Origin of the sequence: Phytopseudomonas punonensis (genome assembly GCF_900142655.1) — a bacterium.
Classification (GTDB): domain Bacteria; phylum Pseudomonadota; class Gammaproteobacteria; order Pseudomonadales; family Pseudomonadaceae; genus Aquipseudomonas; species Aquipseudomonas punonensis.
In genome coordinates this window covers 1-25,998 of the sequence record NZ_FRBQ01000016.1, presented here as the reverse complement: position 1 = coordinate 25,998, position 25,998 = coordinate 1, and the positions used below count along the sequence as shown (strand labels likewise).

Genomic DNA, 25,998 nt, shown 5'->3' with positions numbered 1-25,998 from the left:
TGGGCGTTAAGCTAGCACGACGAAAGGCAACTTTACACCGGCAAAACGCTGTAAAACCGCTGCTCCCGGCAGTTTTTACGCAACAGAATCTGTGTCGCGCTCGATTAGCCGTCCACCATCGCCAATGCTTCTTCTACATCCACTGCCACCAGTCGCGAACAACCGGGTTCGTGCATCGTCACACCCATCAGTTGATCGGCCATTTCCATGGCGATCTTGTTGTGGGTGATGTAGATGAACTGCACGGTTGCCGACATCTCCTTGACCAGCCGCGCATAGCGCCCGACGTTGGCATCGTCCAGCGGTGCGTCCACTTCGTCGAGCATGCAAAACGGTGCCGGGTTGAGCTGGAAGATCGAAAATACCAGCGCCAGAGCCGTCAACGCTTTCTCGCCACCGGACAGCAAATGGATAGTGCTGTTCTTCTTGCCCGGCGGACGCGCCATGATGGTTACCCCGGTATCGAGTAGATCTTCGCCGGTGAGTTCCAAATATGCGCTGCCGCCACCGAAAACTTTCGGGAAAAGTGCCTGAATGCCGGCATTGATCTGGTCGAAGGTTTCCTTGAAGCGGTTACGGGTTTCCTTGTCGATCTTGCGAATCACGTTCTCGAGCGTGTCGAGCGCCTCGACCAGGTCGGCATTCTGAGCGTCCAGATAGCGCTTGCGCTCGGATTGCTGCTGGTATTCCTCGATGGCCGCCAGGTTGATCGCGCCGAGGCGCTGGATGCGCCCCGCCAGCTGTTCCAGCGTCTGCTCCCAGGCATTCTCGCTGGCGCCTTCGGGCAAGGTAGCGAGCACGCCGTGCAGGTCGTAGCCATCCTCCAGCAGTTGATCCTGCAGGGCCTTGCGGCGCACGTTCAGCGACTGCCATTCCAGGCGCTGCTGCTCCAGCTGGCCGCGCAGCAACTGCGATTGCTGCTCGGCTTGGGTGCGGCGCTTCTCGGCATCACGCAGTTCGCGGTCAGCGTCTTCCAGCGCCAGGCGCGCCAGCCGCAGCTCTTCCTCGACGCCCATGCGCCGTTCGAGCAGTTCTTCGAGCTTCAGGCGCAGCTCTTCCAGCGGTGCGGCGCCCTCTTCCAGATTCAGATCCAGCTGCTCGCGTTTTTCGTGCAGGCGCTCGGCTTGCAGTTCGAGGCGCTCCAGTGCCTGGCGCGTGGAATCGTGCTGGGCGCGTAGCGAGCCCAGGCGTACGGCCAGCTGGTGGGCGTGATCCTTGTGCTGACGAGCGTCCTGGCGCACCCGGTCAAGCCGCTCGCGCAAGGCGTCGCGGCTGGCCAGCAGGCTTTCGCGCTGCTCGTTGTCCAGAGCCATGCTGTCCAGCGCATCCTGCAGATAAAGGCGCGCCTCGCCCAACTGTTCGGTTTCCAGCGCACGCTGCTCGCCTAACTCCTGCTGCTCGGCCTCGATACGCTGGCGACGCAGCAGCAACTGTTCAGCCTTGGCCTGCCCGGCCGACAAACGAGCTCTCAGTTCAGCGAGCTGACGGGCCTGATCCTGCAACTGACGGCGCTGCTGCTCGCGCGCCTCTTCCTCGTGGCGCTGGCGTTCGCGCAATTCCTGCAGACGTTCGTCGAACAGCGCCAGCGCAGCTTCCCGCTCTTCGCGCTCCAGGCCGAGGCCTTCCAGCTCCTGCCCGCGCGCCAGCACGCCGCTCTGCGCCTCACTGGCACGCAGTACGCGCAGAAAGTTGCGCCCGACCCAATAGCCATCGCGGCTGATCAGGCTCTCGCCAGCGGTCAGACCCGCTCGCGCGGCCAATGCCTGATCGAGGTTTTCGATCGGGCGAACCTGCCCCAACCAAGGCGTCAGGTCGACCGGTGATTCGACCTTGTCCAGCAGGCTGCCCACGATGCGCTCGCCGCCGCTGCCAGCCGATACCAGGCGCAGCTCCCCCTGCTCCAGAGAGGCGAAGTCCAGCCCGCTGAAATCGTCCTGCAGCACGGCCTGCAGGTCGGCGCCGAGCACCGTCTCTACCGCCAGCTCCCAGCCGGCTTCTACACGCAAGCCTTCAGCCAAGCGCGGGCATTTGTCGAGGCCGTGTTCACGCAGCCACTCTGCCGTGCCTTTGCCAGGGTCCAAAGCAGCCTGTTGCAGGGCTTCCAAGGAAGCCAGGCGACCACTCAGCCGCTGCAGTTCGCCCTGAGCCTGCTGCTGGGCCTGGCCGGCCTGCTGCAGGTCTTCGCGCAGTTGCTGCAAGCGCTCGGCCTGCTCGGCCTCCTGTTCCTGCAACTGCTCCAGATCCAGCTCACCAATGGCGATCTGCTCGCCGAGCTCGATGATCGCGGCATCCTCAGGGTCGGCGGCCAGTTGCTGCAGCTCATCGGCCAGGCGGCGCTGGCGCTCGGCGAGGCGTTCCAGGCTGTGTTCCAGCTGCTGAATGCGCGACTGCTGCACTTCAGCCTGGCGACGCGGCTCGGCGCTGCGCTGATTGAAGCTGTCCCACTGTTCCTGCCAGCCACTCATGCCGGTTTCGGCTTCTTCCAGCGCTGCGGCGGACTCTTCGGCGGCCGCCGCAGTGAGCTCCTGCTCTGGCTCAAGCATGGCCAGCTCTTCGCCAAGGGTCGCCAGCAGCGTGCGGTCGTGGCCTAAGTGCGATTCGGTTTCCAGGCGCGCGCGCTCAGCTTCACGCAGGTCATCCTGCAACTGGCGCAAGCGCTGCTGGCCGTGCTGGATGCTCTGCTCGACGCGGGCAATGTCACCACCGACCGAATAGAAGCGCCCCTGCACCAGGTTGAACCGCTCGGACAGCTCGTGGTGGCCGTCACGCAGGCGCTCGATACTGGCATCGGCGTTGCGCTGCTCGGCCACCAGCGCCTCGAAGCCGATCTCCTGGTTACCGATCACCGCTTCGCGCTGGCCGACCTGTTCGTTCAGCGCCTGCCAACGTAGCGCAGTCAGTTGCGCCTTGAGCTGGCGTTCCTCGGCTTTATATTCCTGGTACTTCTCGGCGGCCTGGGCCTGGCGATGCAGGCGTTCGAGCTGGCGCTCCAGCTCTTCGCGCAGGTCTGTCAGCCGCGCCAGGTTGTCGTGGGTACGGCGAATGCGGTTTTCGGTCTCGCGGCGGCGCTCCTTGTATTTGGAGATGCCTGCCGCCTCTTCGATGAAGTTGCGCAGTTCCTCGGGCTTGGCCTCGATCAGCTTGCTGATCATGCCCTGCTCGATGATCGAGTAGCTGCGCGGTCCCAGGCCGGTGCCGAGGAAGATGTCAGTGATGTCGCGACGGCGGCATTTCACGCCGTTGAGGAAATAGGTGTTCTGGCTGTCGCGGGTCACCCGACGGCGAATGGAGATTTCCGCGAAGGCCGCGTACTCGCCGGTCAGGGTGTTGTCGCTGTTATCGAAGATCAGCTCGATGCTGGCCTGGGTCACCGGCTTGCGGGTGTTGGAGCCGTTGAAGATGACGTCGGTCATCGACTCGCCGCGCAGGTTCTTCGCCGAGCTTTCGCCCATCACCCAGCGCACGGCATCAATGATGTTGGATTTGCCGCAGCCGTTGGGGCCGACGACCGCCGCCATGTTGCTCGGGAAATTCACCGTGGTGGGGTCGACGAAGGACTTGAAGCCCGCCAGCTTGATGGACTTCAGGCGCATGCGCAGGCACTCGCCGACATGGCAAACAGGCTGGCAGAGAGGTCAACGGCGCACAGCGTCATATATGTCCTTAAGGCGCGATGCTTGGGAAGCGCGAGGTTCTGGCCATTGGCCAGAGGGGGCGGGAGTTTAACACAGCGGCGCAATGAAGCTGAGCAGCGCATGCAGACATGGAACGCTGCCGCTTCGCTAGCATCCAATCGCCAAGCCAGGCACCCGTCTGGCGCCGTATTTCCTTATCGCCCCGAGGCTCTCCATGCAGACGTACGCATGCGCAGCGAAACTGGATCGTCTGAATTTTTTCCTGGCAGATGTACGCGACGGCCTCGGGCCGTACCTGGCGATCTATCTGCTCTCGGTGCATAAGTGGCAAGCGGGCGACATCGGCCTGGTGATGGCGCTCGGCGGGCTTGCTGGCCTTGCGGCGCAGATTCCAGCCGGTGCGCTGGTCGACTGGGTGCGCGACAAACGCCTGCTGATCGTCATTGCCTCGATACTGGTCACCGTCGCCTGCCTGGTCACGCTCTGGGAGGCGCAGTTTGCCTGGGTGGCGGCAAGCCAGATTGCCGCCGGCATGGCCTCCTCGGTGTTCGCCCCGGCGTTGGCAGGCATCACCCTGGGTATCGTTGGGCCGAAGGCCTTTACCCGTCGTATCGCCCGTAACGAATCCTTCAATCACGCCGGCAATGCCACGGCGGCGCTGCTGGCGGGGCTGTTCGCCTATTTGTGGGGCCCGGTGGCGGTGTTCTATCTGATGACCGGCATGGCCGTATTGAGCCTGCTATCGGCGCTGAGCATTCCGGCACATGCCATCGACGCCGATCAGGCCCGAGGCCGTGAGGCCGGCGTGGCGCTGACGCCGCTGCGCCAGCTGCTCACTCAACCGCCGCTTGTATTACTCGCCCTGTGCTGCGCGCTATTTCACCTGGCCAATGCGGCCATGCTGCCGCTGGTGGGCCAGAAACTGGCCCTGGCCAACCCGGACCTGGCGACCACGCTGATCTCGGCCTGCATCGTTGCCGCTCAACTGGTGATGATTCCGGCAGCCATGCTGGTTGGCGCCCGCGCTGACAGATGGGGGCGCAAGCCACTGCTATTGGCGGGCTTTCTGATTCTGCCGATCCGTGGTGTGCTCTACACGCTCAGTGACGACGCGGTGTGGTTGGTCTCGGTACAACTGCTCGATGGGATCGGCGCCGGCCTGTTCGGCGCACTGATCCCGCTGATGGTGCGCGACCTCACCCAGGGCAGCGGGCACTTCAACGTCAGCCTGGCCAGCGTCAGCCTGGTGTTCGGCATCGGTGCGGCGTTGAGTAACGGCCTGGCCGGTTATGTCGCCGAAGCCAACGGTTACGACAGCGCCTTTCTGGTGCTTGCCGCCGTTGCTGGTTGCGCTGTGCTGCTGTTGTTAGGCATGCCGGAAACCCTGAAAGCCGACATGACAAAGCCCGAACACGACGACTTGGCGCCTCGGCAAACTACCTGACCAAGCGATCAAATTTCGCCTCAACGACGGGCATGGTTGTCGACACCGCGCTTGTCACGCAGAATCCCGGTTCATAGCCGCGAGCGCCCTTTAATGAGCCCTCGCCGAGCGGGTATCGCTATCCGCGATGCCTTGCACCGCTCCATTGGATTTGAATCGAGGCCCCATGTCCAACGTCACCCACGCCTACCGCGGCGCCATCCTGCACAGCCTGGCCGATCCGGCCGAAGTCGGTATCGAGGCGTCCTACGCCTATTTCGAGGACGGCATTCTGCTGGTCGAAGACGGCAAAGTCCGCGAGGTTGGCCCTGCCGCAGACCTGTTGCCGCGCCTGGCTGACGTTGCGGTAACTCATTATGAAAACGCGCTGATCACACCGGGCTTTATCGACACCCATATTCACTACCCGCAGACCGGCATGATCGGCGCATACGGCGAGCAGTTGCTCGACTGGCTGAACACCTACACCTTCCCCACGGAAATGCGCTTTGCCGACAAGGCCCATGCCAGCGAAGTGGCGGACGTGTTCATCAAGGAAATGCTGCGCAACGGCACCACCACGGCGCTGGTGTTTGGCAGCGTGCACAAACAATCGGTAGACGCCCTGTTCGAAGCAGCCGAGGCACTCAACTTGCGCATGATCGCCGGCAAGGTGCTGATGGATCGCAACGCGCCCGAGGCGCTGACCGACACCGCCGAATCCGGCTATGCCGACAGCCGCGAGCTGATCGAGCGCTGGCACGGCAAGGGTCGCCTGCACTACGCGGTAACCCCGCGCTTCGCGCCGACCAGCACGCCGGAGCAACTGGCCATGGCCCGGCGCCTGCTGGGTGAATATCCCGATCTGTACCTGCATACTCACCTGTCGGAAAACCGCCAGGAAATCGAGTGGGTCAAAGCATTGTTCCCAGAGAACAGCGGCTACTTGGATGTGTATGACAAGCACCAACTGACCGGCCCACGCTCGGTGTTCGCCCACTCGGTGCACCTGTGCGACGCTGAATGCGAGCGCCTGGCGGAAACCGGCTCGGCAGTGGCCTTCTGCCCGACTTCCAACCTGTTTCTCGGCAGCGGCCTGTTCGACCTCAAACGCATGGAGCAGCACAAGGTGCGCGTCGGCCTGGGTACCGATATCGGCGCGGGCACCAGCTTCTCGCAGCTGCGCTCGCTCAGTGAGGCATACAAAATCATGCAGTTGCAGGGGCAGAAACTCGACCCGTTCAAGTCGCTGTACCTGGCAACGCTAGGCAGCGCGCGGGCGTTGTATCTGGATGAACGCATCGGCAACTTCGAGGCCGGCAAGGACGCGGATTTCGTGGTGCTCGACTACCAGGCCACGCCGCTGATCGACTACCGCCTGCAACAGAGCAGCAATCTGGCCGAGCAGCTGTTTGCGCTGATCACATTGGGAGACGACCGCGTGATCAAGGAAACCTTCGCCGCCGGGCAAAGCGTGCACCGACGCGATAGCTGATTACGCTGTTTTCCTGGGTATCGCTGCGCTCAACCCAGGCTACGGCCAGATCTGTAACCCGGGTTGAGCGCAGCGATACCCAGGAACGTTAGGCGCCGATCACCGACACCGGGTAGATGGCGGTATAGGCGCCGTCGTCCACGCTCAGCGTTCGGCAATCAACGCCGTATACGGCTGCCAGGTGCTCTGGAGTGAGCATCTCTTCCGTAGTGCCGTAGCCATGCACCCGACCGTTGTTGATCATCAACGCATCGTCGGCATAGCGACTGGCCAGGTTCATATCGTGGAAGATCGCCAGGGTGACGATATGTTCGCGGCGGGTGTATGCGCTCACCGCTTCGAGCATGTGCAACTGGTTAGCCAGATCCAGCGCCGAAGTCGGCTCATCAAGCAAGAGCAAACGCGGGCTGCGCACCAATGCCAGCGCCAGGGAAATCATCTGACGCTCACCGCCGGACAAATGCCCTGGCTGCTGCTCGGCGAAACGCTGCAAGCCCAGCAGTTCGAGTACTTCACTGGCGCGGCGCTGACTGTCGCGCTGCGTCGACCAGCCACGCGCACCGCCGTGTTGAGCCAGGAGCAGCAACTCGTAGGTCGACAGCCGCACGTCGAGATGAGTCAGATCCTGGGCCACGTAACCGATCAGCCGCGCGCGCAGCGCCGGCTCCAGACCAATCAATTGCGTGCCGTCGATGGTCGCCGAGCCTTCGGCGCGCAGCAGGCCGCACAGGCCTTTCATGAACGTCGACTTGCCCGCGCCATTGGCGCCGAGCAACGCCAAGGTACGCCCCGCTTCGGCACGCACGGCAAAGTCACAGATGATCGGCCGACCACCAATCGAAACTCGGTAATCCTGACTGACAAAACTCATCGGGACGTCAGCCTCCGGTCACGCAAGATCAAGATGATGAAAAACGGCAGGCCGATCAGCGAGGTGACCATACCGATCGGGAGCACGGCACCCGGCACGATCAACTTGCTCGCCAGGGACGCCAGGGTGACGAAGATGATCCCGCAGGCCAGCGTCACGCCAATGGTGAAGCGCTGATCCTCGCCAACCAACAAACGTGCCACATGGGGCGCGACCAGGCCGACGAAACCGATGATGCCGACCACCGAGGTCACTGCTCCGGCCAACAGCGCCGCCAGCACCAGCATCAGGGTGCGCACGCGCTTGACGCGAATGCCAAACACCACGGCCTGTTCGCCAAAACTGCGCAGCGCGGTCAGCGCCCAGGCCTGCATCAGAACCAGCGGCACGGCCACCAAGGCGATGGCGGCGCACAGGGCGACCTTGCTCCAAGTCACGTGCAGCAGCGAGCCCATCAGCCAGAACACGATGCTCTGCAACTGATCGACGCTGGACACGTACTGCACCAGGCCGAGCAGCGAGCTGAACACGAAGTGTACGGCGATCCCCAGCAAAGTGATGGCCTGCAAGCCGATTTGCCCACGGGTCAGCAGCAGGATCACGCCAACCGTGAGCAACGAAAACAGGAAGGCGTTGGCGGTGACCACCATCTCCGCACCAAAACCCGGCAGCCATTGCGCCAGCGACAGATTGAAGGTCAACGCCAGCGCCGCACCGAAACCTGCCGCCGAGGAAATGCCCAGGGTGAAGGGCTCGGCCAGGGGGTTGTCGAGCACCGTCTGCATGATCAGCCCAGCAAGCGCCAGGCAGGTGCCGGCGAGCACCGCCATAAGCGTCATCGGCATGCGCAGTTCCCAAAGGATTACCCGCGTCGATGCGTCTACCTGATCGGGCATGAACAGCCCCTGCACGGCATCGGCGAAACTCAAGGTACCGGAGCCGACAACCAGGTCAGCGATAAAGGCCAACAGCGCCACCAGCAACAAACCGACGAGCAGCAGGCTGCGCTGCCAGACCGCTCGGGCATAACGCTGCTGGTAACCATCGACGGGCACCACGCTCACGGCAGAATCACTCACTGGCATGGCCGAACAGAATCATCGGTACTTCACCAAGGCCGGTCATGCCCAGCAGGGCGTGGGTACTCGCGGCGGGGTCGAGGCGCTCGGCAGCATTTGGATAGAACGCCTGGGTCAGGTACTCGACGGCTAGAATGTTCCAGCTGCTGGCGTAAAACTGGTGATACACGCCAAACACGCGGTGCTGCTGAGTAGCCTGCAACTGTGCCATGCCAGGACGTTTGAGCAATTGGCCCATGGACTTGTCGATGGCCGCCTGCGACACCGTCGGGCCAAAGCCGAACGGCGGCGAAATCGAGGTATTGCCCGGGAATTTCGTACCGCTCATCACGTACACGTCGGGCTTCTTGCTGATCACTGTTTCCAGGGTCACATCACCGGTCGCGCCAGGCAGCAGTCGGCTGCCCAGGTTATCGCCACCCGCAGCCTGAACCAACTTGCCCCAGTACACGTCGCCATGGGTGAAGCAGCAACTGCTGGCACCGCCCTGCCCGGCCTTGGCCTCGACGAATACCAACGGGCGCTTGTCCTGCTCGGCGATCAGTTTGTCGACCTGCGCCAGACGCGCCGTGTAGAAGTCCAGATATTCGCTGGCACGCGCTTCGCGGTTAAGCACCTTGCCAAGCAATGCCACGCTCTTCTGGCTGTTCGGCACCGGGTCCAGATCGCTGTCGACGTAGATCGCCGGAATGTTCAGCGCCGCGAGCTTGCGCTCAACGCCTGCGCCCTCGAGCGACTTGCGTGCACGCAGTTGGAACACCAACAGGTCAGGCTTGCCGGCGACGACCGCCTCAAGGTTCATATCGCCGTCGTCACCAAACTGCATGTCAACGGCTTGCGCCGAAGTCTTCGGCCACTGCTTCTCGAAAACCTGCCAGGTATTCGGATCGGAACGCTTGATGATGTTGTTCCATACCGCGATACGCGCAAACGGGTCCTCACGGTCGAGCAACGCAAGGCTAAATATATCGCGGCCGTCCTGCAGCACTATGCGTTTTGGCTCGTGCTCGATGGTCACCTGGCGACCTGCAAGGTCGGTCACGGTGAGCGGATAATCGGTGGCATGCGCGACGGTGCTACACGCCAGACAAACAATGGCCGTGAAGCGGCTAAGAAACGCGGAGATAGTCATCGAGGGAGCGAACCTTTACTGCGCGGTAGAGCGGACGACAGGCGTCGGCGGGAAAAGCGGAAACAGATGGTAACAAAGGCTCAGGAGAACGTCATTAAGAACCATTATCGCTGCAGATTGCAGCGCTCATTGCACTGTCAGCTGCATCTGTCGCAATACCTCGGGGTCGACGTAGGTGCCGCCACCGTGGGCAGCCCTCTCAAGACCAGCCAACATGCTCCAGCAATTTTGGCTGCTGCTCATCAGGCGCAGCCTTTCGTAAAAGGCATCATTCGTTCCTGCTGGCGCTGCTGCTGATGATCACTAACAGCCCATTACGGCTTGTGTAGATCAACGAGGTAAGCGCCCATTTTAGGCACTGCGTGAAACGATTTATTGCCTAGCTGCTGAGGATCGCACGACGAATTACAGGCACAAAAAAGGATGCCCTGAGGCATCCTTTTTCAATCAGCGTTGATCAGCTGGCGCGTGCGGAATCACGCAGCGCTTTGACTTGATCGTGGTTGCGCTGTACGCCTTGCATTTGCTTCTCCAGAACAACGCGAACGTTGCTTGGCAGGTCTTTCTGCAGAGCTTCACGATAAGCCTTCAGGGCGACGTCTTCACCACGCTCACACTCATTGAGGATGGCCTCTTCGCTTTTGCCGGTCAGCAGCGATTTCAGGTCAACCCAGCCGCGGTGCAGAGCACCGGAAACGCTGGAGCTGGTTTCCGGGTCGCCGCCCAGGCCACGTACCAGCTGCTGCAGCTCAGCTGCGGCGCTGGCGCAGTCTTGCGAACGCTGTACGAAGAAGGTTTTGAGGCGCGGCTCTTTCACGTCTTCGGCACACTCGCTGAAGCCTTTCTCGCCGTCTTTGCTGGTTTCGATCAGGTCGTTCAGTACCGAAATAACGTCTTTGTTATCCACTTTGAATCTCCTCGTCGCTTCAGAAAATAGCCCTGTATGGGCCGCTCCCTTAAGTTGAGTGAGCGCCTGTAGCGGAGGTTCAGGGCAATTTCTGGCAAGGTGGTTTAGGGCAGATCGAGCGACTGCAGCCAAAGGCGCGCACCGTCTGGGCGCGAACCATTCGTCTGGATTAGGAAAGCGCGTAGCAAGCGAAACGGCTTAGCCGCCGGTCATGCTCATGAAGCGTATGACCTGCACCTGCTCATCTGTTTCGAAGTGATGGCGCTCGGGTTTGAGCTGCAGCGCTCCGACCAACGCCTCGCGCAAGCGCTCACTGTCACCGGGGTGGGCGCGCATCAGGCTGCGCAGGTCGAGCGCATTGTCGTGCCCCAGGCAGAGCACCAGCTTGCCCTCGGCGGTAACCCGCACGCGGTTGCAGTCACCACAGAAGTTGTTGCTGTGCGGCGAGATGAAACCAACGCGGGTGTCACTGCCGCTGACCTGCCAGTAGCGTGACGGGCCACCGGTTACATGGCTGCTGCGCACCAGCGTGTGGCGCTCCTCGATACGCTCGCGCACCACGTCGCTCGAGCAGAAGGTCTGCTCGCGCTGATGGCTGACCACGCTGCCCAAGGGCATTTCTTCGATGAAGCTGATATCCAGCCCACGGGCCATGGCGTACTCGACCAGGCCGAGCACTTCATCATCGTTGCGACCGGTCTGCACCACGCTGTTGAGCTTGATGCGCTTGAAGCCCGCTTCCGCGGCAGCATCGATGCCGGCCAGCACCTGATCAAGCATGTCGCGGCGCGTGAAGCCGGCAAAGCGCTCGCGCTGCAGCGAGTCGAGGCTGACGTTCAAACGCGTCACCCCGGCAGCGCGCAGGTCGTTCGCCATGTGCGAAAGCTGCGAGCCATTGGTGGTGATCGACAGGTCTTCGAGTTCCGGGCGCTCGCCGAGGCGGCGCAACAGGCTAAGCAGGTTCTTGCGCACCAACGGCTCGCCACCGGTGATGCGGATGCGTTTGACGCCCAGCCCGATGAAGGCATCGGCGAGGTTGTAGAGCTCTTCGAGAGTGAGAATCTGCGCACGCGGGGCGAAAACCATGTCTTCGCTCATGCAATAGGTGCAACGGAAATCGCAGCGATCCGTTACCGAGAGCCGCAAATAGGTAATGCGCCGGCCGAAGGGATCGACCAACTGCGTCGTGTGCATGTATCCCGTCTCCCGGCCCGAAGACCAGCTATCTGGTGGCTGCCTGCGAGTGGCAGAGCGCAGCACGTCAACGGCTGCGAAAGGGCCACCAGTTTATCACGATGGCACTGGCACAGTGCCGGTCACGGCGTCACACCTTGTCGGATCGGTCAGCAATACCCACACATCCAGTGACATAACCGCAGCACTCCACGAGCAATCCAACACGTCCGCTACGTATTCGGCGAAAGCGCTACAGGCCAGGCGCCATGAGCGATTGCGCTACACAGCCAGGTCGAAGCCGTGAGCCTGTGCACGCCGGGCGGAAAGGTCGAACCGCATTTCTTGGGGCGCAGTCACACAGACAGACCTCAGGACGACTGGCAATGGAGGGCGCCGATGCCACTGCTGAAACTGCTGCACTTCACCGCGCTGATCGTCTGGTGCGGCACCCTGCTCTATCTGCCCGCGCTGATCGCGGCCGGCTGCCGAGCAGCACAGGTGCCCGAGCGGCCCGGCCACCCCGAGCTCAATCGCACGCTATTCAATCTAATCGCCACCCCCGCCGCGATTATCGCGATCGGTAGCGGCACCGCGCTGTTTCTGCGCGACGGCACCTTTGGTGTATGGCTGGTGTTCAAGCTCACCACGGTCGCGGTGATGGTCATCTGTCATGCCCTGTGCGGGCTGCTGATTCTGCAATGCGAACGCCACCCGCGGCCGGCGCTAAGCGTCGCCTGCGCCGCGCTTGGCGCCACCACCATGGGCATGATCGTCGCCACATTATGGCTGGTGCTCGCTAAGCCTTTCTGAATGAGGAGTCACCGGGCAATGAATGCAGGCGGGCTAAAGCCGAACCTAATCGACATCGACCCCCACGGCGTGCTCGTAAACCAGGCGGCCGCCCAGGTACGCGGCGATGGCGATCAAACCAGCGGTGAACAGCGACAGGTAGAAGGCCCACATCTCGAAGCCATCGTCACCGTGACGGTAGCGCAACATCCAGTTCAGCGAAGCCAGCGACAGCATCATCACGGCGATGATGGCGTGGCACCAGGCGCTGATCTTCTGACGAATACGTTTCACGCTGACCAGGTCGATCATCCCGGCGATGCTGGCGATCCAGCCACCGGCAGCACCCACGCCCGCCAGCCACAAACTGGCCCGCGCCCAGAACGGATCGGTGGTCCAGAAATAGGCGAAATCGGTCGCCACCAGCCCCAGCAAAGCGGCCACCGGGAAGTGGATCATCATCGGATGCAACGGATGCCCGGCGATGGCTGCGCGACTGATGATGGACTCTTGTTGCTCAGCCATGGCGGCCTCCCTGTCGATTCGAAAAGTGGCCGCGGTGTCGCGTCACTCTTGAAGTTGACCGCACTCGCGTCAGCAGTTCCGATTATCTCGGCCTGCAGTGGTGACCAATCAATTCTGGCGCCGGCCGGGCCGGTGGCACGTGATATCGCCCTGCTGTGGTGGGCGATGTGCGGCTTCTTCACTCTGGTGCTGGTGGTCGTCAGCGCGCTGTGGATCTACGCGATGTGGCGCAAGCCACGTGAGTACACCGTCGACCAGGCGCGGACAATTCAACGCCGCTGGTTGATCGGTGGAGGCATCGTGCTGCCCTCGGTGACCATCGTTCTGCTGCTGGCATTCGGCATCCCCGTGGGCCAACGGATGATGCAGCTGCCGATTCTCGGTGAGCAGCCGCTGCAAATCGAAGTGATCGGCCACCAGTGGTGGTGGGAAGTACGCTACCCGGACAGCGGTGTGGTGACGGCCAACCAACTGCACCTGCCGGCCGGAAAACCGGTGGACATCACCGTCAGCAGCGCCGACGTGATCCACTCGTTCTGGGTACCGCGCCTGGGCGGCAAGATCGACATGATCCCCGGCCGCGAGAACCGCATTCGCCTGCAGGCCGACAAGCCCGGCACCTTTCGTGGCCAGTGCACGGAGTTCTGCGGTACCCAGCACAGCCACATGATTCTCGACGTGCAGGCGCACAGCGACGAAGACTTCGCAGCCTGGATCGACGCCCGTCGTGAACCGCAAGTCGAGGCGCTGCAGGGCCCGGCCGCCGATACGTTTCTGGCTCATTGCGGCATGTGCCATAGCGTGGCCGGTTTCAGTGCAGGCAATCGCGCGCCGGATCTCACCGACCTGGCCAGCCGCCGCAACCTGGGCGCTGGCGTGATGCCCAACGAGTCCGGCGCCATCCTGCAATGGATACGCGAGCACGCCCGCCTGAAACCGGGCACCGGCATGCCACTGACCGATGACCTCGATGCCGAGCACCTGCAAGCCATCGCCACCTGGCTGGAGGCCCTCGAACCATGAGTGACGCACGGGAATTGCAAAGCAGCGAAGACAGGGATGCCCTGCACGATCAGTTTGATGAGGTGTGGGGCAACCCGCGCGGCTGGCGCGCGCTGACCATCGTCAACCACACCACCCTGGGCCTGCGTTTCATGGTCACCGGGCTGGGCTTCTTTATCTTCGGCATCCTGCTGGCGATGCTGATCCGCACCCAACTGGCGCTGCCGGGCAACGCCTTCATGGGCCCGGAGATGTTCAATCAGGTGTTCACCATGCACGGCACGGTGATGATGTTCCTGTTTGCCGTGCCGATGATGGAAGGCCTGGCGGTGTACCTGATTCCAAAGATGCTCGGCGCGCGGGATTTGGTATTTCCTCGGCTGTCGGCGCTGGGTTACTGGTGTTACTTATTCGGCGGCCTGATTATCTGCTCCAGCCTGTTGCTCGGCGTTGCGCCCAATGCCGGCTGGTTCATGTACACGCCGCTCTCCAGCGCAGCGCACTCGCCGGGCATCAATGCCGATTTCTGGCTGCTGGGTATCACCTTTGTAGAAATTTCTGCAGTGTCGGCCGGGGTAGAACTGGTGGTGTCGATTCTGCGCACCCGCGCCGAAGGCATGGCACTGCACAAGATGCCGATCTACGCCTGGTACATCCTGACCATGGCGATGATGATCGTCATCGGCTTCCCGCCATTGATCCTCGGCAGCATCCTGCTGGAACTGGAACGCGCTGCCGGCCTGCCGTTTTTCGAAGTAGCACACGGCGGCGACCCGCTGCTCTGGCAACACCTGTTCTGGCTGTTCGGGCACCCTGAGGTGTACATCATCTTCCTGCCGGCGGCCGGCATCGTATCGACCCTGCTGCCGGTGTTCTGCGGTCGCCCGCTGGTGGGCTACCGCGCTGTAGTGCTGGGTGTGCTCACCATCGGTTTCATCAGCTTCGGGCTGTGGGTGCACCACATGTTCACCGTGGGCATCCCGCAGCTGGCGCAGGCGTTCTTTTCGGCGGCGAGCATGCTGGTGGCGATCCCCACCGCCATTCAGGTGTTTTCCTGGATCGCCACGCTATGGCTCGGCAAACCGCGCTACAACGTGCCGATGCTGTGGCTGGTAGGTTTTCTGATCATCTTCGTATGCGGCGGGCTGACCGGCGTGATGCTGGCATTGGTGCCGTTCGATTGGCAGGTGCACGACACCCAGTTCGTGGTCGCGCATTTTCACTACGTGCTGATCGGCGGCATGCTGTTTCCGCTGATCGCCGGGCTGTATTACTGGTTGCCGCATTTCTCCGGGCGCATGGCCTCCGAACGCCTCGGCAAGTGGGGGTTCTGGCTGGTGTTCATCGGCTTCAACATGACCTTTCTGATCATGCACTGGACCGGCCTGCTCGGTATGCCGCGGCGCGTTTATACCTACGAGAGCGGCCTGGGCTGGGACATGCCCAACCTGATCTCGTCGGTCGGCAGCTTCATCATGGTGATCGGTATCGCCACCCTGTTCCTGGATCTGGCCCTGCACTTTCGCTTCGGTCGCCCCTCCGGGAAAAATCCCTGGCAGGCCGACACCATGGAATGGGCCACTAGCCTGCCGCCCAATCCCTACAACTTCGTCAGCCTGGCCAAGGTGACCGACCGCCATCCGCTATGGCGTGATCCAGACCTGGGCGAAAGCATGGCCCGTGGCGAGCATGCGTTGACGGTGATCGACCACGGCCGCCGGGAAACCTGGGGCGTCGATCCACTGACCGGCGAAGTGCGGGAAATCATTCACCTGCCGGGCAACAGCTGGCTGCCGTTTATAGCGGCTTGCTGCATCGCCGTGCTGTGTTTGAGCCTGCTGACGAAAACCTATCCGCTGGCGCTGTTCGCCTGCTTTGCCTCGGTAGTCGTGCTGCTGCGCTGGAGCTGGGAGAACGGCGCCCATCCCAAGGCGGCGCCAGACGCAAAGACCCAACCCGATGAACCACCGCTGCACTCACGCACTTGTGACGGCCCAGGCCTGTGGGGCATGGGCGTGACGTTGCTGTCGAACGGCGCGCTGTACCTGTCGCTGCTGTTCGGCTGGTTTTACCTGTGGACGGTGGCGCCCAACTGGCAGGTGCCGAACGCGCCAGTGTTCAACCATTGGCTGCTCTTCGCCAGCAGCCTGCTACTCACACTGGCAACGCCCTGGCAGCGCCAGGTGCTCGCCCGCCTGCGCCGGGGCGACGACCGTGGCCTGTTCGCCTGCCAGATCGGCCTCGCAGCTGTCGGCCTGGTGCAGGCCGCACTGCTGTTGATAGCGCTGCGCAGCGAAGCACTGCAGCCAACCGCCAGAGCGCACGATGCGGTGATCTTCGTAATACTCGCCTACAGCTTCGGGCATGCCCTGCTGGCCGGCGTGCTCAGCGGCCTGCAGGCGTTGCGGGTACGCATAGGCTACGTCAGCGGCGAAGCGCCGTACGAGCCGCTGGTGGTGGCGCAGTTCTGGTACTACAACCTTGTGGTGTCGTGGTGCAGCTACTTCGCCATCGTGCTGCTGCCACCGACCTTCGGAGGTGCTTGATGCAGAGCCTTCGCAGCCTCTACAACCCGATTCATATAATCACGGGCCTGACCATCTGGGGCCTGTGGTTCGTCGCGCTTTACGGCGGTCAGGGCGTCGGCTGCTCGGTCGCGCCGCCGCCACTCGAGGACGGGCCCTGGACCTGGCTGAATCTGGCTCTGCTCGTTCTGTCCGCGCTCACCACCCTACTGCTACTGGCCCTCGCGCAACTATTCAGAAAAGCCGCGCGAAGGCGTGGCTGCAGCGACCGCGAGCGCTTCGTGGCGAGTGTATCGGCAGGCGGCAACCTGATCGCGGCAATTGCGGTGGTGTTTATCGCCCTGCCGATCATGGCGCTGCCGCCCTGCGCCTGAGGGAGGAGGAAACCTGCTATTGCAGTGCGGCGAGCGAAGCATCGCCCGCCTAGGTGATCAGCCGCGCTCGGCAGGCGCCGATGTTAGTTCGAAGGGACTGTTGCTGCGCCGCTGATTGCGGTCTTCGCGCGGCGTGGCGCCGAAGAAGTTGCGGTAGGCGCTGGAGAAATGCGGCCCCGAAGAGAAGCCGCAGGACAGGCCGATCTGGATGATCGATTTGCTGGTCTGCATCAGCAGTTGCCGGGCCTTGTTCAGGCGCAGCTCCAGGTAGTACTGGCTAGGCACGCGATTGAGGTACTGCTTGAAGATGCGTTCCAACTGACGGCGCGACACGCACACGTGCTGGGCAATTTCGTCGGTGGTCAGCGGCTCCTCGATATTGGCTTCCATCAGCAGCACCGCCTGGGTGAGCTTCGGATGGCTGGAGCCAAGACGGTTCTGCAACGGAATGCGCTGGCGCTCGCCGCCCTCGCGAATACGCTCGACCACCAATTCCTCGGACACCGCGCCCGCCAGCTCCGCGCCGTGATCGCGGGCCAGCAATGCCAGCAGCATGTCCATCACCGCCATGCCGCCACAGGCGGTGAGACGGTCGCGATCCCAGTCGAACAGGTGGCTGGTGGCAATCACCTTGGGAAAGCGCTCGGCGAAATCGTCCTGCCAACGCCAGTGCACCGAAGCGCGGTAACCATCGAGCAAACCGAGCTGCGCCAGCGGGTAGACGCCGGCAGATACGGCACCAATGCAGCTGCCACTTCGCGCCACCTGTTTGAGAGCAGCTGCCAGCGCCGGTGCCACTGTGGCCGGCGGCTCGTCAGCAACCAGAAACAGCTTGCGATAGCCTTCCAGGCTTGCGCTCCACGGGCTGCCCGGCAAACGCCAGGCACCGTCGGTGGGCTCCTCAGCCTGCAGGAACGTCACCTCGTAAACCACTTCCGGATGGACGCGTTGAGCGACGCTCAGCGCCTCTTCCGCCAGCGCCAGGGTCAGGGGCTTGGTGGAAGGCCAAAGCAGGAAGCCGATTCGGTGAGCAGTCATGGTAGGCAGGTCAGGCTCTGAAGGCAGTGGAAGGTTGAGGCGCGCAGGGATGATACCCCCAACTACTTGAGACTGCCGCTGAGGAACTGTTGCAGACGTTGAGATTGCGGATTGGCCAGAACCTCGCGAGGGTCGCCCTGCTCCTCAACCAGGCCCTGATGCAGGAACAACAGTTGATTGGAGACTTCGCGGGCAAAGCCCATTTCGTGGGTGACCACCACCATGGTACGCCCCTCGCCGGCCAGATCACGCATGACCTTCAACACGTCGCCGACCAGTTCTGGGTCCAGCGCCGAAGTCGGCTCGTCGAACAGCATCACCTCCGGTTCCATCGCCAGCGCCCGGGCAATCGCCACACGCTGCTGCTCGCCGCCACTCATATGCGCGGGGTAGGCTTCCTTGCGATGGGCCACGCCAACTTTGTGCAGGTAGTGCTCGGCCTTGTCGCGGGCCTCGGCTTTGCTCATGCCCAACACGTGCACCGGCGCTTCCATGACGTTTTCCAGCACGTTCATGTGTGCCCACAGGTTGAAGTGCTGAAAAACCATGGCAAGGCGCGAGCGCAGGCGCTGCAGCTGCTTGTCGTCGGCAGCGCGCAGGGCGCCATCCTTGCCGGGCACCAGCTTGAGTGCCTCGCCATTGAGCAGAATCTGCCCGGCGTGGGGCTGCTCGAGCAGGTTGATGCAACGCAGGAAGGTGCTCTTGCCCGAACCACTGGAGCCGATGATGCTGATCACATCGCCGGCCTTGGCCGCCAGCGACACGCCCTTGAGCACCTCATGGCTGCCGTAGCGCTTATGCAGATCCTTCACTTCGAGCTTGTACATGCTTTCCACTCTCTTGAATCCGATGTTTAGCTGCGACGCGGCGCCAGGTAGGCCAGCCAGCGGCGCTCGGCCAACTTGAACAAGCGCACGAGGATGAATGTCAGGCACAGGTAGAACAGGCCGGCGGTGATGAACGCCTCGAACGGCAGGTAATACTGCGAGCTGACGGTACGCGCGGCGCCGGTGATGTCGATCAAGGTGACGATCGACGCCAGGCTGGTGGTGTGCAGCATCATGATCACTTCGTTGCTGTACTGCGGCAGCGCACGGCGCATGGCCGATGGCAGCAGGATGCGCCGGTACAGTTTGGCGCGCGACATGCCCATCGACTTGGCCGCTTCGATCTCGCCATGGGGCGTGGCCTTGAGGCTGCCGGCGAGAATCTCGGCGCTGTAGGCGCTGGTATTGATGGCGAAGGCCAGGCAAGCACAGAAGGTGGCGTTGGACAGGTACGGCCACAACACGCTTTCACGCACCGCCTCGAACTGGGCCAGGCCGTAATAGACCAGAAACAGCTGCACCAGCATCGGCGTGCCGCGAATCACGTAGGTGTACAACCAGGCCGGCCCGTTGACCCACGGTGAGCGCGAGGTGCGCATCAGCGCCAGCGGCACAGCAGCCAGCAAGCCGAAGAACAGCGCGATGGCCAGCAGCTTGAGGGTGACCAGCACGCCGCCCAGATATAGCGGCAGGTTGTCCCAGATAACCGTGTAATCGAAGATCATCGTCTGCTCCTCACAGCTCAGCAGCCTTGGTGCCGACCGAATAGCGTTTTTCCAGATAACGCAGGGCCAGCAACGAGACACTGGTGATCAGCAGATACAGCCCCGCCACCGCCAGGTAGAAGGTGAAGGGCTCGCGGGTGGCGTCGGCGGCGCTCTTGGCCTTGAACATCATGTCCTGCAGGCCGACCACCGAGATCAGCGCCGTAGCCTTGGTGAGTACCAACCAGTTGTTGGTAAAGCCGGGAATGGCGAAACGGATCATCTGCGGCACCAGAATGCGCAGAAACACCTGCAGGCCGCTCATGCCGTAAGCGGCGCCAGCCTCGGCCTGACCCTTGGGAATCGCCATGAAGGCGCCACGAAAGGTCTCGGACAGATACGCGCCGAAGATGAAGCCCATGGTGAATACGCCGGCGATGAAGGGGTTGATGTCGATGTACTCGTCGTAACCGAGCATCGGCGCGACACGGTTCACCATGTCCTGGCCGCCGTAGAAGATCAGCAGGATCAGCACCAGATCAGGAATCCCACGGATCACCGTCGAATAGGTTTCCCCCAGCACCGCCAGCCAGCGCACAGGCGACAGGCGAAACGCGGCGCCAATCAGACCGAGCACGATAGCCACGGCCATCGACGTCAGCGCCAGAACCAGGGTGAGCCAGGCGCCATCGAGAATGGACGAGCCGTAGCCGTTGAGCATCCGCTTACCTCATGCGTGCGCCATAGGGCGCCGGAAATACAACGCAAAAGTGGCACACGCCAAACCAGTCAGCGTGTGCCACCTCTGACAAGAAGTCACGATAGCTAGAGCCTGCTTGAACAGCGTGTGCCCTTGCCCAGCATCGTGGTCTTACTTGCCGTAGACGTCGAAACTGAAGTACTTGTCCTGGATAGCCTTGTACTTGCCGTTCTCGCGGATCGCCAGGATCGCGGCGCTGATCTTGTCGGCAAGCGCCTTGTCACCCTTGCGCACGGCGATGCCCTGGCCTTCGCCGAAGTATTTCTCTTCGGTAAAATCCGGGCCCACGAAGGCGAAGCCTTTGCCGGCATCGGTTTTCAGGAAGCCGTCTTCGATGTTCACCGAGTCGGCAATAGTGCCATCCAGACGACCAGCACTCAGATCGAGAAAAACTTCGTTCTGCGAGCTGTAACGCACGATCTCGGCACCGGCTGGGGCGAAAACGTCGGTGGCGTAGCGGTCATACACGGAGGAGCGCTGCACGCCGATCTTCTTGCCCTTGAGGTCGGTGGCCACGTCGTTCATAACCGCACCACTCTTCATCGCCAGCTTGGCAGGCGTGGCGTAGTACTTGCCGGTGAAGTCGACAGCGCGCTTGCGCTCTTCGGTGATCGACATCGACGACAGCACAGCGTCGAACTTGCGCACCTTCAGGGCCGGGATCAGGCCGTCGAACTCCTGCTCGATCCACTTGCACTCGACCTTCATTTCTTCACACAGGGCAACGCCGATGTCGTAATCGAAGCCGGTGATGTTGCCGTCGGGAGTCTTGTAGGCGAACGGCGGGTAAGCCGCTTCGATACCGATACGCAGCGCCTTGGCCTCCTGGGCCATGGTCAGCGGCGACAGCAGGGATAGTGCCAACGCGCCGAGCAGTGCGATCTTTTTCATGAAGGAAACTCCTGACAGGGATAGGGTTTCGCTGGCCGTGGGCGGATTACCCAGACCATGGAGAAGTGACGTCGCCAGCGTAGCGCAGGGCTGCGGGCGGCGCACGGAAGTGCGGCATTCTAGCGATAGCGCGGCAGTCGATATTTCCTAGATGCGACAAGTAATTACAGAAGCACGAGGGGCGTGACGCAGGCATCTTGACAGAACAAAAAACAGCCAATTCACGCTATTAATCTGGCCTTATAGCTCAGCCGCCAATCTCTAAAAACAAACGCCCCGCGCAGGCTTCCCGACGCGGGGCGTTCGCTTCTAACGGCTATCAGCTCAGGCGCAGGCGCTCTGCATCGACTTGTGGGTGTCGATCAGGTGCTGTACCACGCCTGGATCGGCGAGGGTGGAGATATCACCGAGGCTGTCGTACTCGGACGTGGCGATCTTGCGCAGGATACGGCGCATGATCTTGCCCGAACGGGTTTTCGGCAGGCCGGGCGCCCATTGAATCACGTCCGGTGTGGCGATCGGACCAATTTCCTTGCGTACCCAAGCCTTGAGCTCCTGGCGCAGTTGCTCGGACGGCTCCTCACCCTGGTTGAGGGTGACGTAAACGTAGATGCCCTGCCCTTTGATGTCGTGCGGCACGCCAACCACGGCAGCCTCGGCGACTTTGGGGTGGGCGACCATGGCGCTTTCCACTTCGGCGGTACCCATACGGTGGCCGGAGACGTTGAGCACGTCGTCGACTCGACCGGTGATCCACCAGTAGCCATCTTCGTCACGGCGCGCGCCGTCACCGGTGAAGTACATGCCCTTGAAGGTCTTGAAGTAGGTATCGACGAAACGGTCGTGGTCGCCATACAGGCTGCGCGACTGGCCCGGCCAGGAGTCTAGGATCACCAGGTTGCCTTCCGTCGCGCCTTCCATGATGTTACCCAGGTTATCGACCAGCGCCGGCACCACGCCAAAGAATGGACGGGTCGCGGAACCCGGCTTGAGGGCGGTAGCGCCCGGCAGCGGGCTGATCAGAATGCCGCCGGTTTCGGTCTGCCACCAGGTGTCGACGATCGGGCAACGCTCTTTGCCGACGTTGCGGTAGTACCAGTCCCACGCCTCGGGGTTGATCGGCTCACCGACCGAACCGAGCAAACGCAGGCTGGAGCCATCGGCACCGGCCACGGCTGCTTCGCCCTGGGCCATCATGGCGCGGATCGCGGTCGGCGCGGTGTAGAGGATGTTGACCTTGTGCTTGTCGATGACCTTCGACACGCGGGTCACGTCCGGGTAATTGGGGATGCCTTCGAACAGCAGCGTGGTCGCGCCGTTGGCCAGCGGGCCATAGACGATATAGCTGTGGCCAGTGACCCAACCGACGTCAGCGGTGCACCAGTAGATATCGCCCGGTTTGTAGTCGAACACCCGCTCATGGGTCAGCGCGGCATATAGCAGGTAACCGCCAGTGGTGTGCAGCACGCCTTTCGGTTTGCCGGTGGAGCCGGAGGTGTAAAGGATGAACAGCGCTTCTTCGGCGCCCATTTCCTTCGGCGCGCAAACACTGCCTGCGACCTTCATCAGGTCCTCGAACCAGATGTCGCGATGCTGGTTCCATTTGATCTCGGAGCCGGTGCGCTGCACCACGATGACCTTCTGGATGCTGCGGGTCTCGGGGTTGGTCAGTGCATCGTCAACGTTGGCCTTGAGTGGGATCTTCTTGCCGCCACGCAGCCCTTCGTCCGCGGTGATGACGACCTTGGACTGACAATCGATGATGCGCCCGGCCAGTGCCTCTGGCGAGAAGCCGCCAAACACTACCGAGTGGATGGCGCCGATGCGCGCGCAGGCCAGCATGGCGACCACGGCTTCCGGGATCATCGGCATGTAGATGGTCACCACGTCGCCGCGGTGCACGTCCTGCCCACGCAGGGCGTTGGCGAACTTGCACACCTGCTCGTGCAGCTGGCGGTAGGTGATTTCCTTGTGCTCGGACGGGTCGTCGCCTTCCCAGATGATCGCGACCTGGTCGCCGCGCTCTGCCAGGTGACGATCCAGGCAGTTGTAGGAAACGTTGAGGGTGCCGTCGGCGAACCACTTGATGTCGACGTGGTGATCGTCGAAGGAGGTCTGCTTGACCTTGGTGAAAGGCTTGATCCAGTCGAGGCGCTGCGCCTGCTCACGCCAGAAACCATCCGGGTTGACCACGGACTGCTGGTACATGGCTTTGTAAGTGGCTTCGTCGGTCAACGAATTGGCCGCCACCTCGGGGCGCACGGGATACAGGGAAGCAGCACTCATTGAATCACCTCGGTTATTGATGTTGTTTTTCTATGCTCACATTTGTAACCATCACCCTCCCCCACAGCCATTCGACCATGGTCTTACCAGCGCTAGACCTTGGGCGCAGCCGGTTCGTCAGGCGCGGGTGGCCACCCAAATCTGCCTGACAACTCGCCGCTCGGCAATTGCGAGAAGCAGCTAGCATTCTGACAGCACGCGTTGCGCTAAACTTTTCCCAGCCCCTCTGGATTCTTCAACACCCCATGCCCTTGCACACTCTGCGCTCTCGTGGACGCGCCCTGCGCCTGAGCACCTCGTTTGCAGTCGCGGCGCTACCTCTGCTGCTCGGTATCCCGCTGATGTACTGGCAGGCCGCCACGTTGCTGCAGAACCGCGCTGAAAAAAGTGCGGCTGATGCCAGCGCCCAATTCGAACGTATGCTCGATGACGCGGCACGCGCTGCGGATGTAGTGCTGCCGCTCGCCGGACTGCCTTGTGACGACGTGGTGCAAACGTTGCGCAGCCAGGTCGCGGTCAGCCCGTTTTCGCGCTCAATCAACCTGGTCACCGATGGCCTGATCTACTGCACCTCACTGATGGGCGCCTATGAAAAGAGCGAGGACACCGGTAGCTACATAAGCGGCCAGCTGCGCCTGATGGCCGGCAATGTGGTCACCCCGGATCGCGCCGTACTGGTTTATCGACAAGCCAAAGCGAACCATGGCGTACTGGTGGGCATAGACGGTCAGCACCTGATCAATCTGCTGCAGATCAACGGCCAGGAAGTGCGGTTGCAGATTGGCGTGGGCAACAACTGGATCCGCCCCGATGGCCATGTGATCGACAACCCCGAGAGGGACGCAACCGGATATGCGCTCCAGGCTAGCTCCTCGCGCTATCCGTTCAAGATCACTGCCGGCTATCCGCCAGGCGCCACCCTGCAGTACATGCGCGAGCACTATCAGCCGCAGTGGCTGCTGTTCCTGATTCTCGGCGCACTGGCGGGTGCCGGCAGCTACCGCCTCAGCCTGCGCGCCACCTCTCCCGGTACGGCGCTCAAACGCGCCATGGAAGCCGACGAATTCATCCCCCATTACCAGCCGGTGGTGGAGGCTGAGACCGGCCAATGGCATGGCGTCGAGACGCTGATGCGCTGGCAGCATCCCAGCGAGGGCCTGGTGCCGCCGAATCAGTTCATCCCCCTGGCCGAGCGCCTGGGACTGATCGTGCCGATGACCCGCGCGCTGATGCGCCACATCCGCGAAGACTTCGCCGGCCGCACCGAGCAGCTGCCGATGGGCTTTCATATCGGCGTCAACATCACGGCAGCGCATTGCCGGAATCTGCAACTGATCGATGAGTGCCGTGACTTTCTGGCCGCTTTCGCACCCGGGCAGATCACCCTGATCCTCGAACTGACCGAACGACAGATGATCGCCCCTACTGAGATTACCGAACAGCTGTTCGCCGAATTGCGCCAGATGGGCGTGCGCATCGCCATCGACGACTTCGGCACCGGCCACTCCAGCCTGGCGTACCTGCGCGAGTTTCGTGTCGACGTGCTGAAAATCGATCGCAGCTTTATCTCCATGATCGACTCGCACTCGCTATCCCGCCATCTGCTCGACAACATCCTCGATCTATCCACCCGCCTGCAGCTGGATCTGGTCGCCGAGGGCGTGGAAAACTCCGAGCAGGTCGAGTACCTAAGGCAACGCGGCGTGCGTTTTCTGCAAGGTTTCCACTTCGCCCGACCGATGCCCGCCGCGCCGCTGTTCGATACGCTGCGCACACCGCCGACGGTATAGAACGAAGAAGCCCGGCACTGTGGCCGGGCTTCTCCGTATCGCGCTGGACAGTCCCTTCAACGGCCAGTAAGCCAGAACCTTGCAGTCGTTGGTCGGGCTATCACATGCCCAGCAAGTTCGGCAGCCCCAGCGAGATGAACGGCACGTAGGTGACCAGCAGCAGGAAGCCCAGCATCACCAGCAGCCACGGCGATACCGCGCGTACCACACGGGTCAGCGGCATGCCGGTGACCGCCGAGGTGACGAACAGGTTGAGCCCCGTCGGCGGCGTGATCAGACCGATTTCCATGTTCACCACCATAATGATGCCCAGGTGGATCGGGTCGATGCCCAGCTGCATGGCAATCGGGAACAGGATCGGCGCCAGGATCAGGATGATCGCCGACGGCTCCATGAAGGTACCGGCGATCAGCAGCACGATGTTCACCACGATCAGGAACTCGATCGGGCTGAAGCCCTGCTCGACGACCCAGGCGGTGATCGATTGCGGGATCTGCTCGGTGGTCAGCACGTGGGCGAACAGCATGGCGTTGGCGATGATGAACATCAGTACCACGCTCAGCTTGCCGGCCTCGATGATCACCTTCGGGCATTCGCGGATGGTCATGTCCTTGTAGACGAAGATCGCCACGAAGGCCGCGTACACCGCGGCCACCGCAGCGGCTTCGGTCGGCGTGAACATGCCCGAGTAGATGCCGCCCAGGATGATCACGATCAGCAGCAGGCCCCAGCCGGCCTTGCGCCCGGCGACCAGGATCTCCTTGAACGA

Annotated in this window: 21 protein-coding genes; 7 read left to right on the top strand and 14 right to left on the bottom strand. The window is 62.2% G+C overall.

Annotation, left to right across the window (positions count from 1 at the left end; all coding sequences use genetic code 11):
• Positions 1-104: 104 nt before the first annotated feature.
• Positions 105-3,593: a chromosome segregation protein SMC gene (gene smc / locus BUC40_RS22265; protein WP_073268987.1), complete on the bottom strand. Its 3,489-nt coding sequence runs from the start codon at positions 3,591-3,593 to the stop codon at positions 105-107.
• 256 nt (positions 3,594-3,849) lie between these two features.
• On the opposite strand from smc, the gene BUC40_RS22260 reads away from it, so the two are divergent.
• Positions 3,850-5,079, top strand: a complete 1,230-nt coding sequence (locus tag BUC40_RS22260; protein WP_073268985.1) for an MFS transporter — start codon at positions 3,850-3,852, stop codon at positions 5,077-5,079.
• 166 nt (positions 5,080-5,245) lie between these two features.
• The gene (gene guaD, locus BUC40_RS22255) at positions 5,246-6,553 is read left to right on the top strand and encodes a guanine deaminase (protein ID WP_073268983.1); all 1,308 of its coding nucleotides are present in this window, start codon (positions 5,246-5,248) and stop codon (positions 6,551-6,553) included.
• An 88-nt stretch (positions 6,554-6,641) separates the two neighbouring features.
• Here guaD and BUC40_RS22250 read toward each other — a convergent pair whose 3' ends face one another.
• The 5 genes from BUC40_RS22250 to moaA form a co-directional block, all read right to left on the bottom strand.
• Positions 6,642-7,424: an ABC transporter ATP-binding protein gene (locus BUC40_RS22250; RefSeq protein ID WP_073268981.1), complete on the bottom strand. Its 783-nt coding sequence runs from the start codon at positions 7,422-7,424 to the stop codon at positions 6,642-6,644.
• Positions 7,421-8,488 (bottom strand): FecCD family ABC transporter permease, encoded by a 1,068-nt coding sequence (locus BUC40_RS22245; RefSeq protein WP_208605799.1) that lies wholly within the window; start codon positions 8,486-8,488, stop codon positions 7,421-7,423. Before BUC40_RS22245 ends, BUC40_RS22250 begins: the two co-directional genes overlap by 4 nt.
• A gap of 7 nt (positions 8,489-8,495) precedes the next feature.
• Positions 8,496-9,635 carry an ABC transporter substrate-binding protein gene (locus tag BUC40_RS22240; protein ID WP_073268977.1) on the bottom strand — a complete coding sequence of 380 codons (1,140 nt, stop codon included), beginning with the start codon at positions 9,633-9,635 and terminating at the stop codon, positions 8,496-8,498.
• A gap of 457 nt (positions 9,636-10,092) precedes the next feature.
• Complete coding sequence (locus BUC40_RS22235) at positions 10,093-10,542, bottom strand: PA2169 family four-helix-bundle protein (protein ID WP_073268974.1); 450 nt, start codon at positions 10,540-10,542, stop codon at positions 10,093-10,095.
• Between the two features lie 198 nt (positions 10,543-10,740).
• Positions 10,741-11,736, bottom strand: a complete 996-nt coding sequence (gene moaA, locus BUC40_RS22230) for a GTP 3',8-cyclase MoaA (protein WP_073268972.1) — start codon at positions 11,734-11,736, stop codon at positions 10,741-10,743.
• A gap of 378 nt (positions 11,737-12,114) precedes the next feature.
• On the opposite strand from moaA, the gene BUC40_RS22225 reads away from it, so the two are divergent.
• Positions 12,115-12,528 (top strand): CopD family protein, encoded by a 414-nt coding sequence (locus tag BUC40_RS22225; protein WP_073268970.1) that lies wholly within the window; start codon positions 12,115-12,117, stop codon positions 12,526-12,528.
• Between the two features lie 45 nt (positions 12,529-12,573).
• Here BUC40_RS22225 and BUC40_RS22220 read toward each other — a convergent pair whose 3' ends face one another.
• On the bottom strand, positions 12,574-13,032 hold the full coding sequence (locus BUC40_RS22220) for a DUF2231 domain-containing protein (protein WP_073268968.1): 459 nt from the start codon (positions 13,030-13,032) through the stop codon (positions 12,574-12,576).
• A 132-nt stretch (positions 13,033-13,164) separates the two neighbouring features.
• On the opposite strand from BUC40_RS22220, the gene coxB reads away from it, so the two are divergent.
• The 3 genes from coxB to BUC40_RS22205 are packed head-to-tail and all read left to right on the top strand — an operon-like array spanning position 13,165 to position 16,933.
• Positions 13,165-14,055, top strand: coding sequence for a cytochrome c oxidase subunit II (coxB, locus tag BUC40_RS22215; protein ID WP_073268966.1), 891 nt, complete (start codon positions 13,165-13,167; stop codon positions 14,053-14,055).
• Positions 14,052-16,580, top strand: a complete 2,529-nt coding sequence (ctaD, locus tag BUC40_RS22210; RefSeq protein WP_073268964.1) for a cytochrome c oxidase subunit I — start codon at positions 14,052-14,054, stop codon at positions 16,578-16,580. The genes coxB and ctaD overlap by 4 nt, the downstream gene beginning before the upstream one ends.
• Positions 16,580-16,933, top strand: coding sequence for a hypothetical protein (locus tag BUC40_RS22205; RefSeq protein WP_073268962.1), 354 nt, complete (start codon positions 16,580-16,582; stop codon positions 16,931-16,933). The genes ctaD and BUC40_RS22205 overlap by 1 nt, the downstream gene beginning before the upstream one ends.
• A 57-nt stretch (positions 16,934-16,990) precedes the next feature.
• Here the strand turns inward: BUC40_RS22205 and argR are convergent, their stop codons facing one another.
• The 6 genes from argR to acs form a co-directional block, all read right to left on the bottom strand.
• Positions 16,991-17,971, bottom strand: coding sequence for a transcriptional regulator ArgR (gene argR / locus BUC40_RS22200; RefSeq protein WP_073268960.1), 981 nt, complete (start codon positions 17,969-17,971; stop codon positions 16,991-16,993).
• A 62-nt stretch (positions 17,972-18,033) separates the two neighbouring features.
• On the bottom strand, positions 18,034-18,798 hold the full coding sequence (locus tag BUC40_RS22195) for an ABC transporter ATP-binding protein (protein WP_073268958.1): 765 nt from the start codon (positions 18,796-18,798) through the stop codon (positions 18,034-18,036).
• 26 nt (positions 18,799-18,824) lie between these two features.
• On the bottom strand, positions 18,825-19,523 hold the full coding sequence (locus BUC40_RS22190; protein WP_073268956.1) for an ABC transporter permease: 699 nt from the start codon (positions 19,521-19,523) through the stop codon (positions 18,825-18,827).
• 10 nt (positions 19,524-19,533) lie between these two features.
• Positions 19,534-20,223: an ABC transporter permease gene (locus BUC40_RS22185; RefSeq protein WP_073268954.1), complete on the bottom strand. Its 690-nt coding sequence runs from the start codon at positions 20,221-20,223 to the stop codon at positions 19,534-19,536.
• Between the two features lie 150 nt (positions 20,224-20,373).
• Positions 20,374-21,153: an ABC transporter substrate-binding protein gene (locus BUC40_RS22180; protein WP_073268952.1), complete on the bottom strand. Its 780-nt coding sequence runs from the start codon at positions 21,151-21,153 to the stop codon at positions 20,374-20,376.
• A gap of 324 nt (positions 21,154-21,477) precedes the next feature.
• Positions 21,478-23,439, bottom strand: coding sequence for an acetate--CoA ligase (acs, locus tag BUC40_RS22175; protein ID WP_073268950.1), 1,962 nt, complete (start codon positions 23,437-23,439; stop codon positions 21,478-21,480).
• A gap of 245 nt (positions 23,440-23,684) precedes the next feature.
• Here acs and BUC40_RS22170 point away from each other — a divergent pair, with 245 nt between their 5' ends.
• Positions 23,685-25,229 (top strand): EAL domain-containing protein, encoded by a 1,545-nt coding sequence (locus tag BUC40_RS22170; RefSeq protein WP_073268948.1) that lies wholly within the window; start codon positions 23,685-23,687, stop codon positions 25,227-25,229.
• Positions 25,230-25,329: 100 nt separating this feature from the next.
• Here BUC40_RS22170 and BUC40_RS22165 read toward each other — a convergent pair.
• On the bottom strand, positions 25,330-25,998 hold a 669-nt coding region (locus BUC40_RS22165; protein WP_139272230.1), incomplete at its 5' end, for a TRAP transporter large permease.

Coding starts and splice junctions, on each gene's coding strand:
- ctaD (WP_073268964.1), top strand. CDS start 14,052: ATGAGTGACGCACGGGAATTGCAAAGCAGCGAAGACAGGGATGCCCTG.
- BUC40_RS22260 (WP_073268985.1), top strand. CDS start 3,850: ATGCAGACGTACGCATGCGCAGCGAAACTGGATCGTCTGAATTTTTTC.
- BUC40_RS22225 (WP_073268970.1), top strand. CDS start 12,115: ATGCCACTGCTGAAACTGCTGCACTTCACCGCGCTGATCGTCTGGTGC.
- moaA (WP_073268972.1), bottom strand. CDS start 11,736: ATGCACACGACGCAGTTGGTCGATCCCTTCGGCCGGCGCATTACCTAT.
- BUC40_RS22180 (WP_073268952.1), bottom strand. CDS start 21,153: ATGAAAAAGATCGCACTGCTCGGCGCGTTGGCACTATCCCTGCTGTCG.
- BUC40_RS22205 (WP_073268962.1), top strand. CDS start 16,580: ATGCAGAGCCTTCGCAGCCTCTACAACCCGATTCATATAATCACGGGC.
- BUC40_RS22170 (WP_073268948.1), top strand. CDS start 23,685: ATGCCCTTGCACACTCTGCGCTCTCGTGGACGCGCCCTGCGCCTGAGC.
- smc (WP_073268987.1), bottom strand. CDS start 3,593: ATGCGCCTGAAGTCCATCAAGCTGGCGGGCTTCAAGTCCTTCGTCGAC.
- BUC40_RS22190 (WP_073268956.1), bottom strand. CDS start 19,523: ATGATCTTCGATTACACGGTTATCTGGGACAACCTGCCGCTATATCTG.
- guaD (WP_073268983.1), top strand. CDS start 5,246: ATGTCCAACGTCACCCACGCCTACCGCGGCGCCATCCTGCACAGCCTG.
- BUC40_RS22220 (WP_073268968.1), bottom strand. CDS start 13,032: ATGGCTGAGCAACAAGAGTCCATCATCAGTCGCGCAGCCATCGCCGGG.
- BUC40_RS22195 (WP_073268958.1), bottom strand. CDS start 18,798: ATGTACAAGCTCGAAGTGAAGGATCTGCATAAGCGCTACGGCAGCCAT.
- BUC40_RS22185 (WP_073268954.1), bottom strand. CDS start 20,223: ATGCTCAACGGCTACGGCTCGTCCATTCTCGATGGCGCCTGGCTCACC.
- acs (WP_073268950.1), bottom strand. CDS start 23,439: ATGAGTGCTGCTTCCCTGTATCCCGTGCGCCCCGAGGTGGCGGCCAAT.
- BUC40_RS22250 (WP_073268981.1), bottom strand. CDS start 7,424: ATGAGTTTTGTCAGTCAGGATTACCGAGTTTCGATTGGTGGTCGGCCG.
- BUC40_RS22240 (WP_073268977.1), bottom strand. CDS start 9,635: ATGACTATCTCCGCGTTTCTTAGCCGCTTCACGGCCATTGTTTGTCTG.
- argR (WP_073268960.1), bottom strand. CDS start 17,971: ATGACTGCTCACCGAATCGGCTTCCTGCTTTGGCCTTCCACCAAGCCC.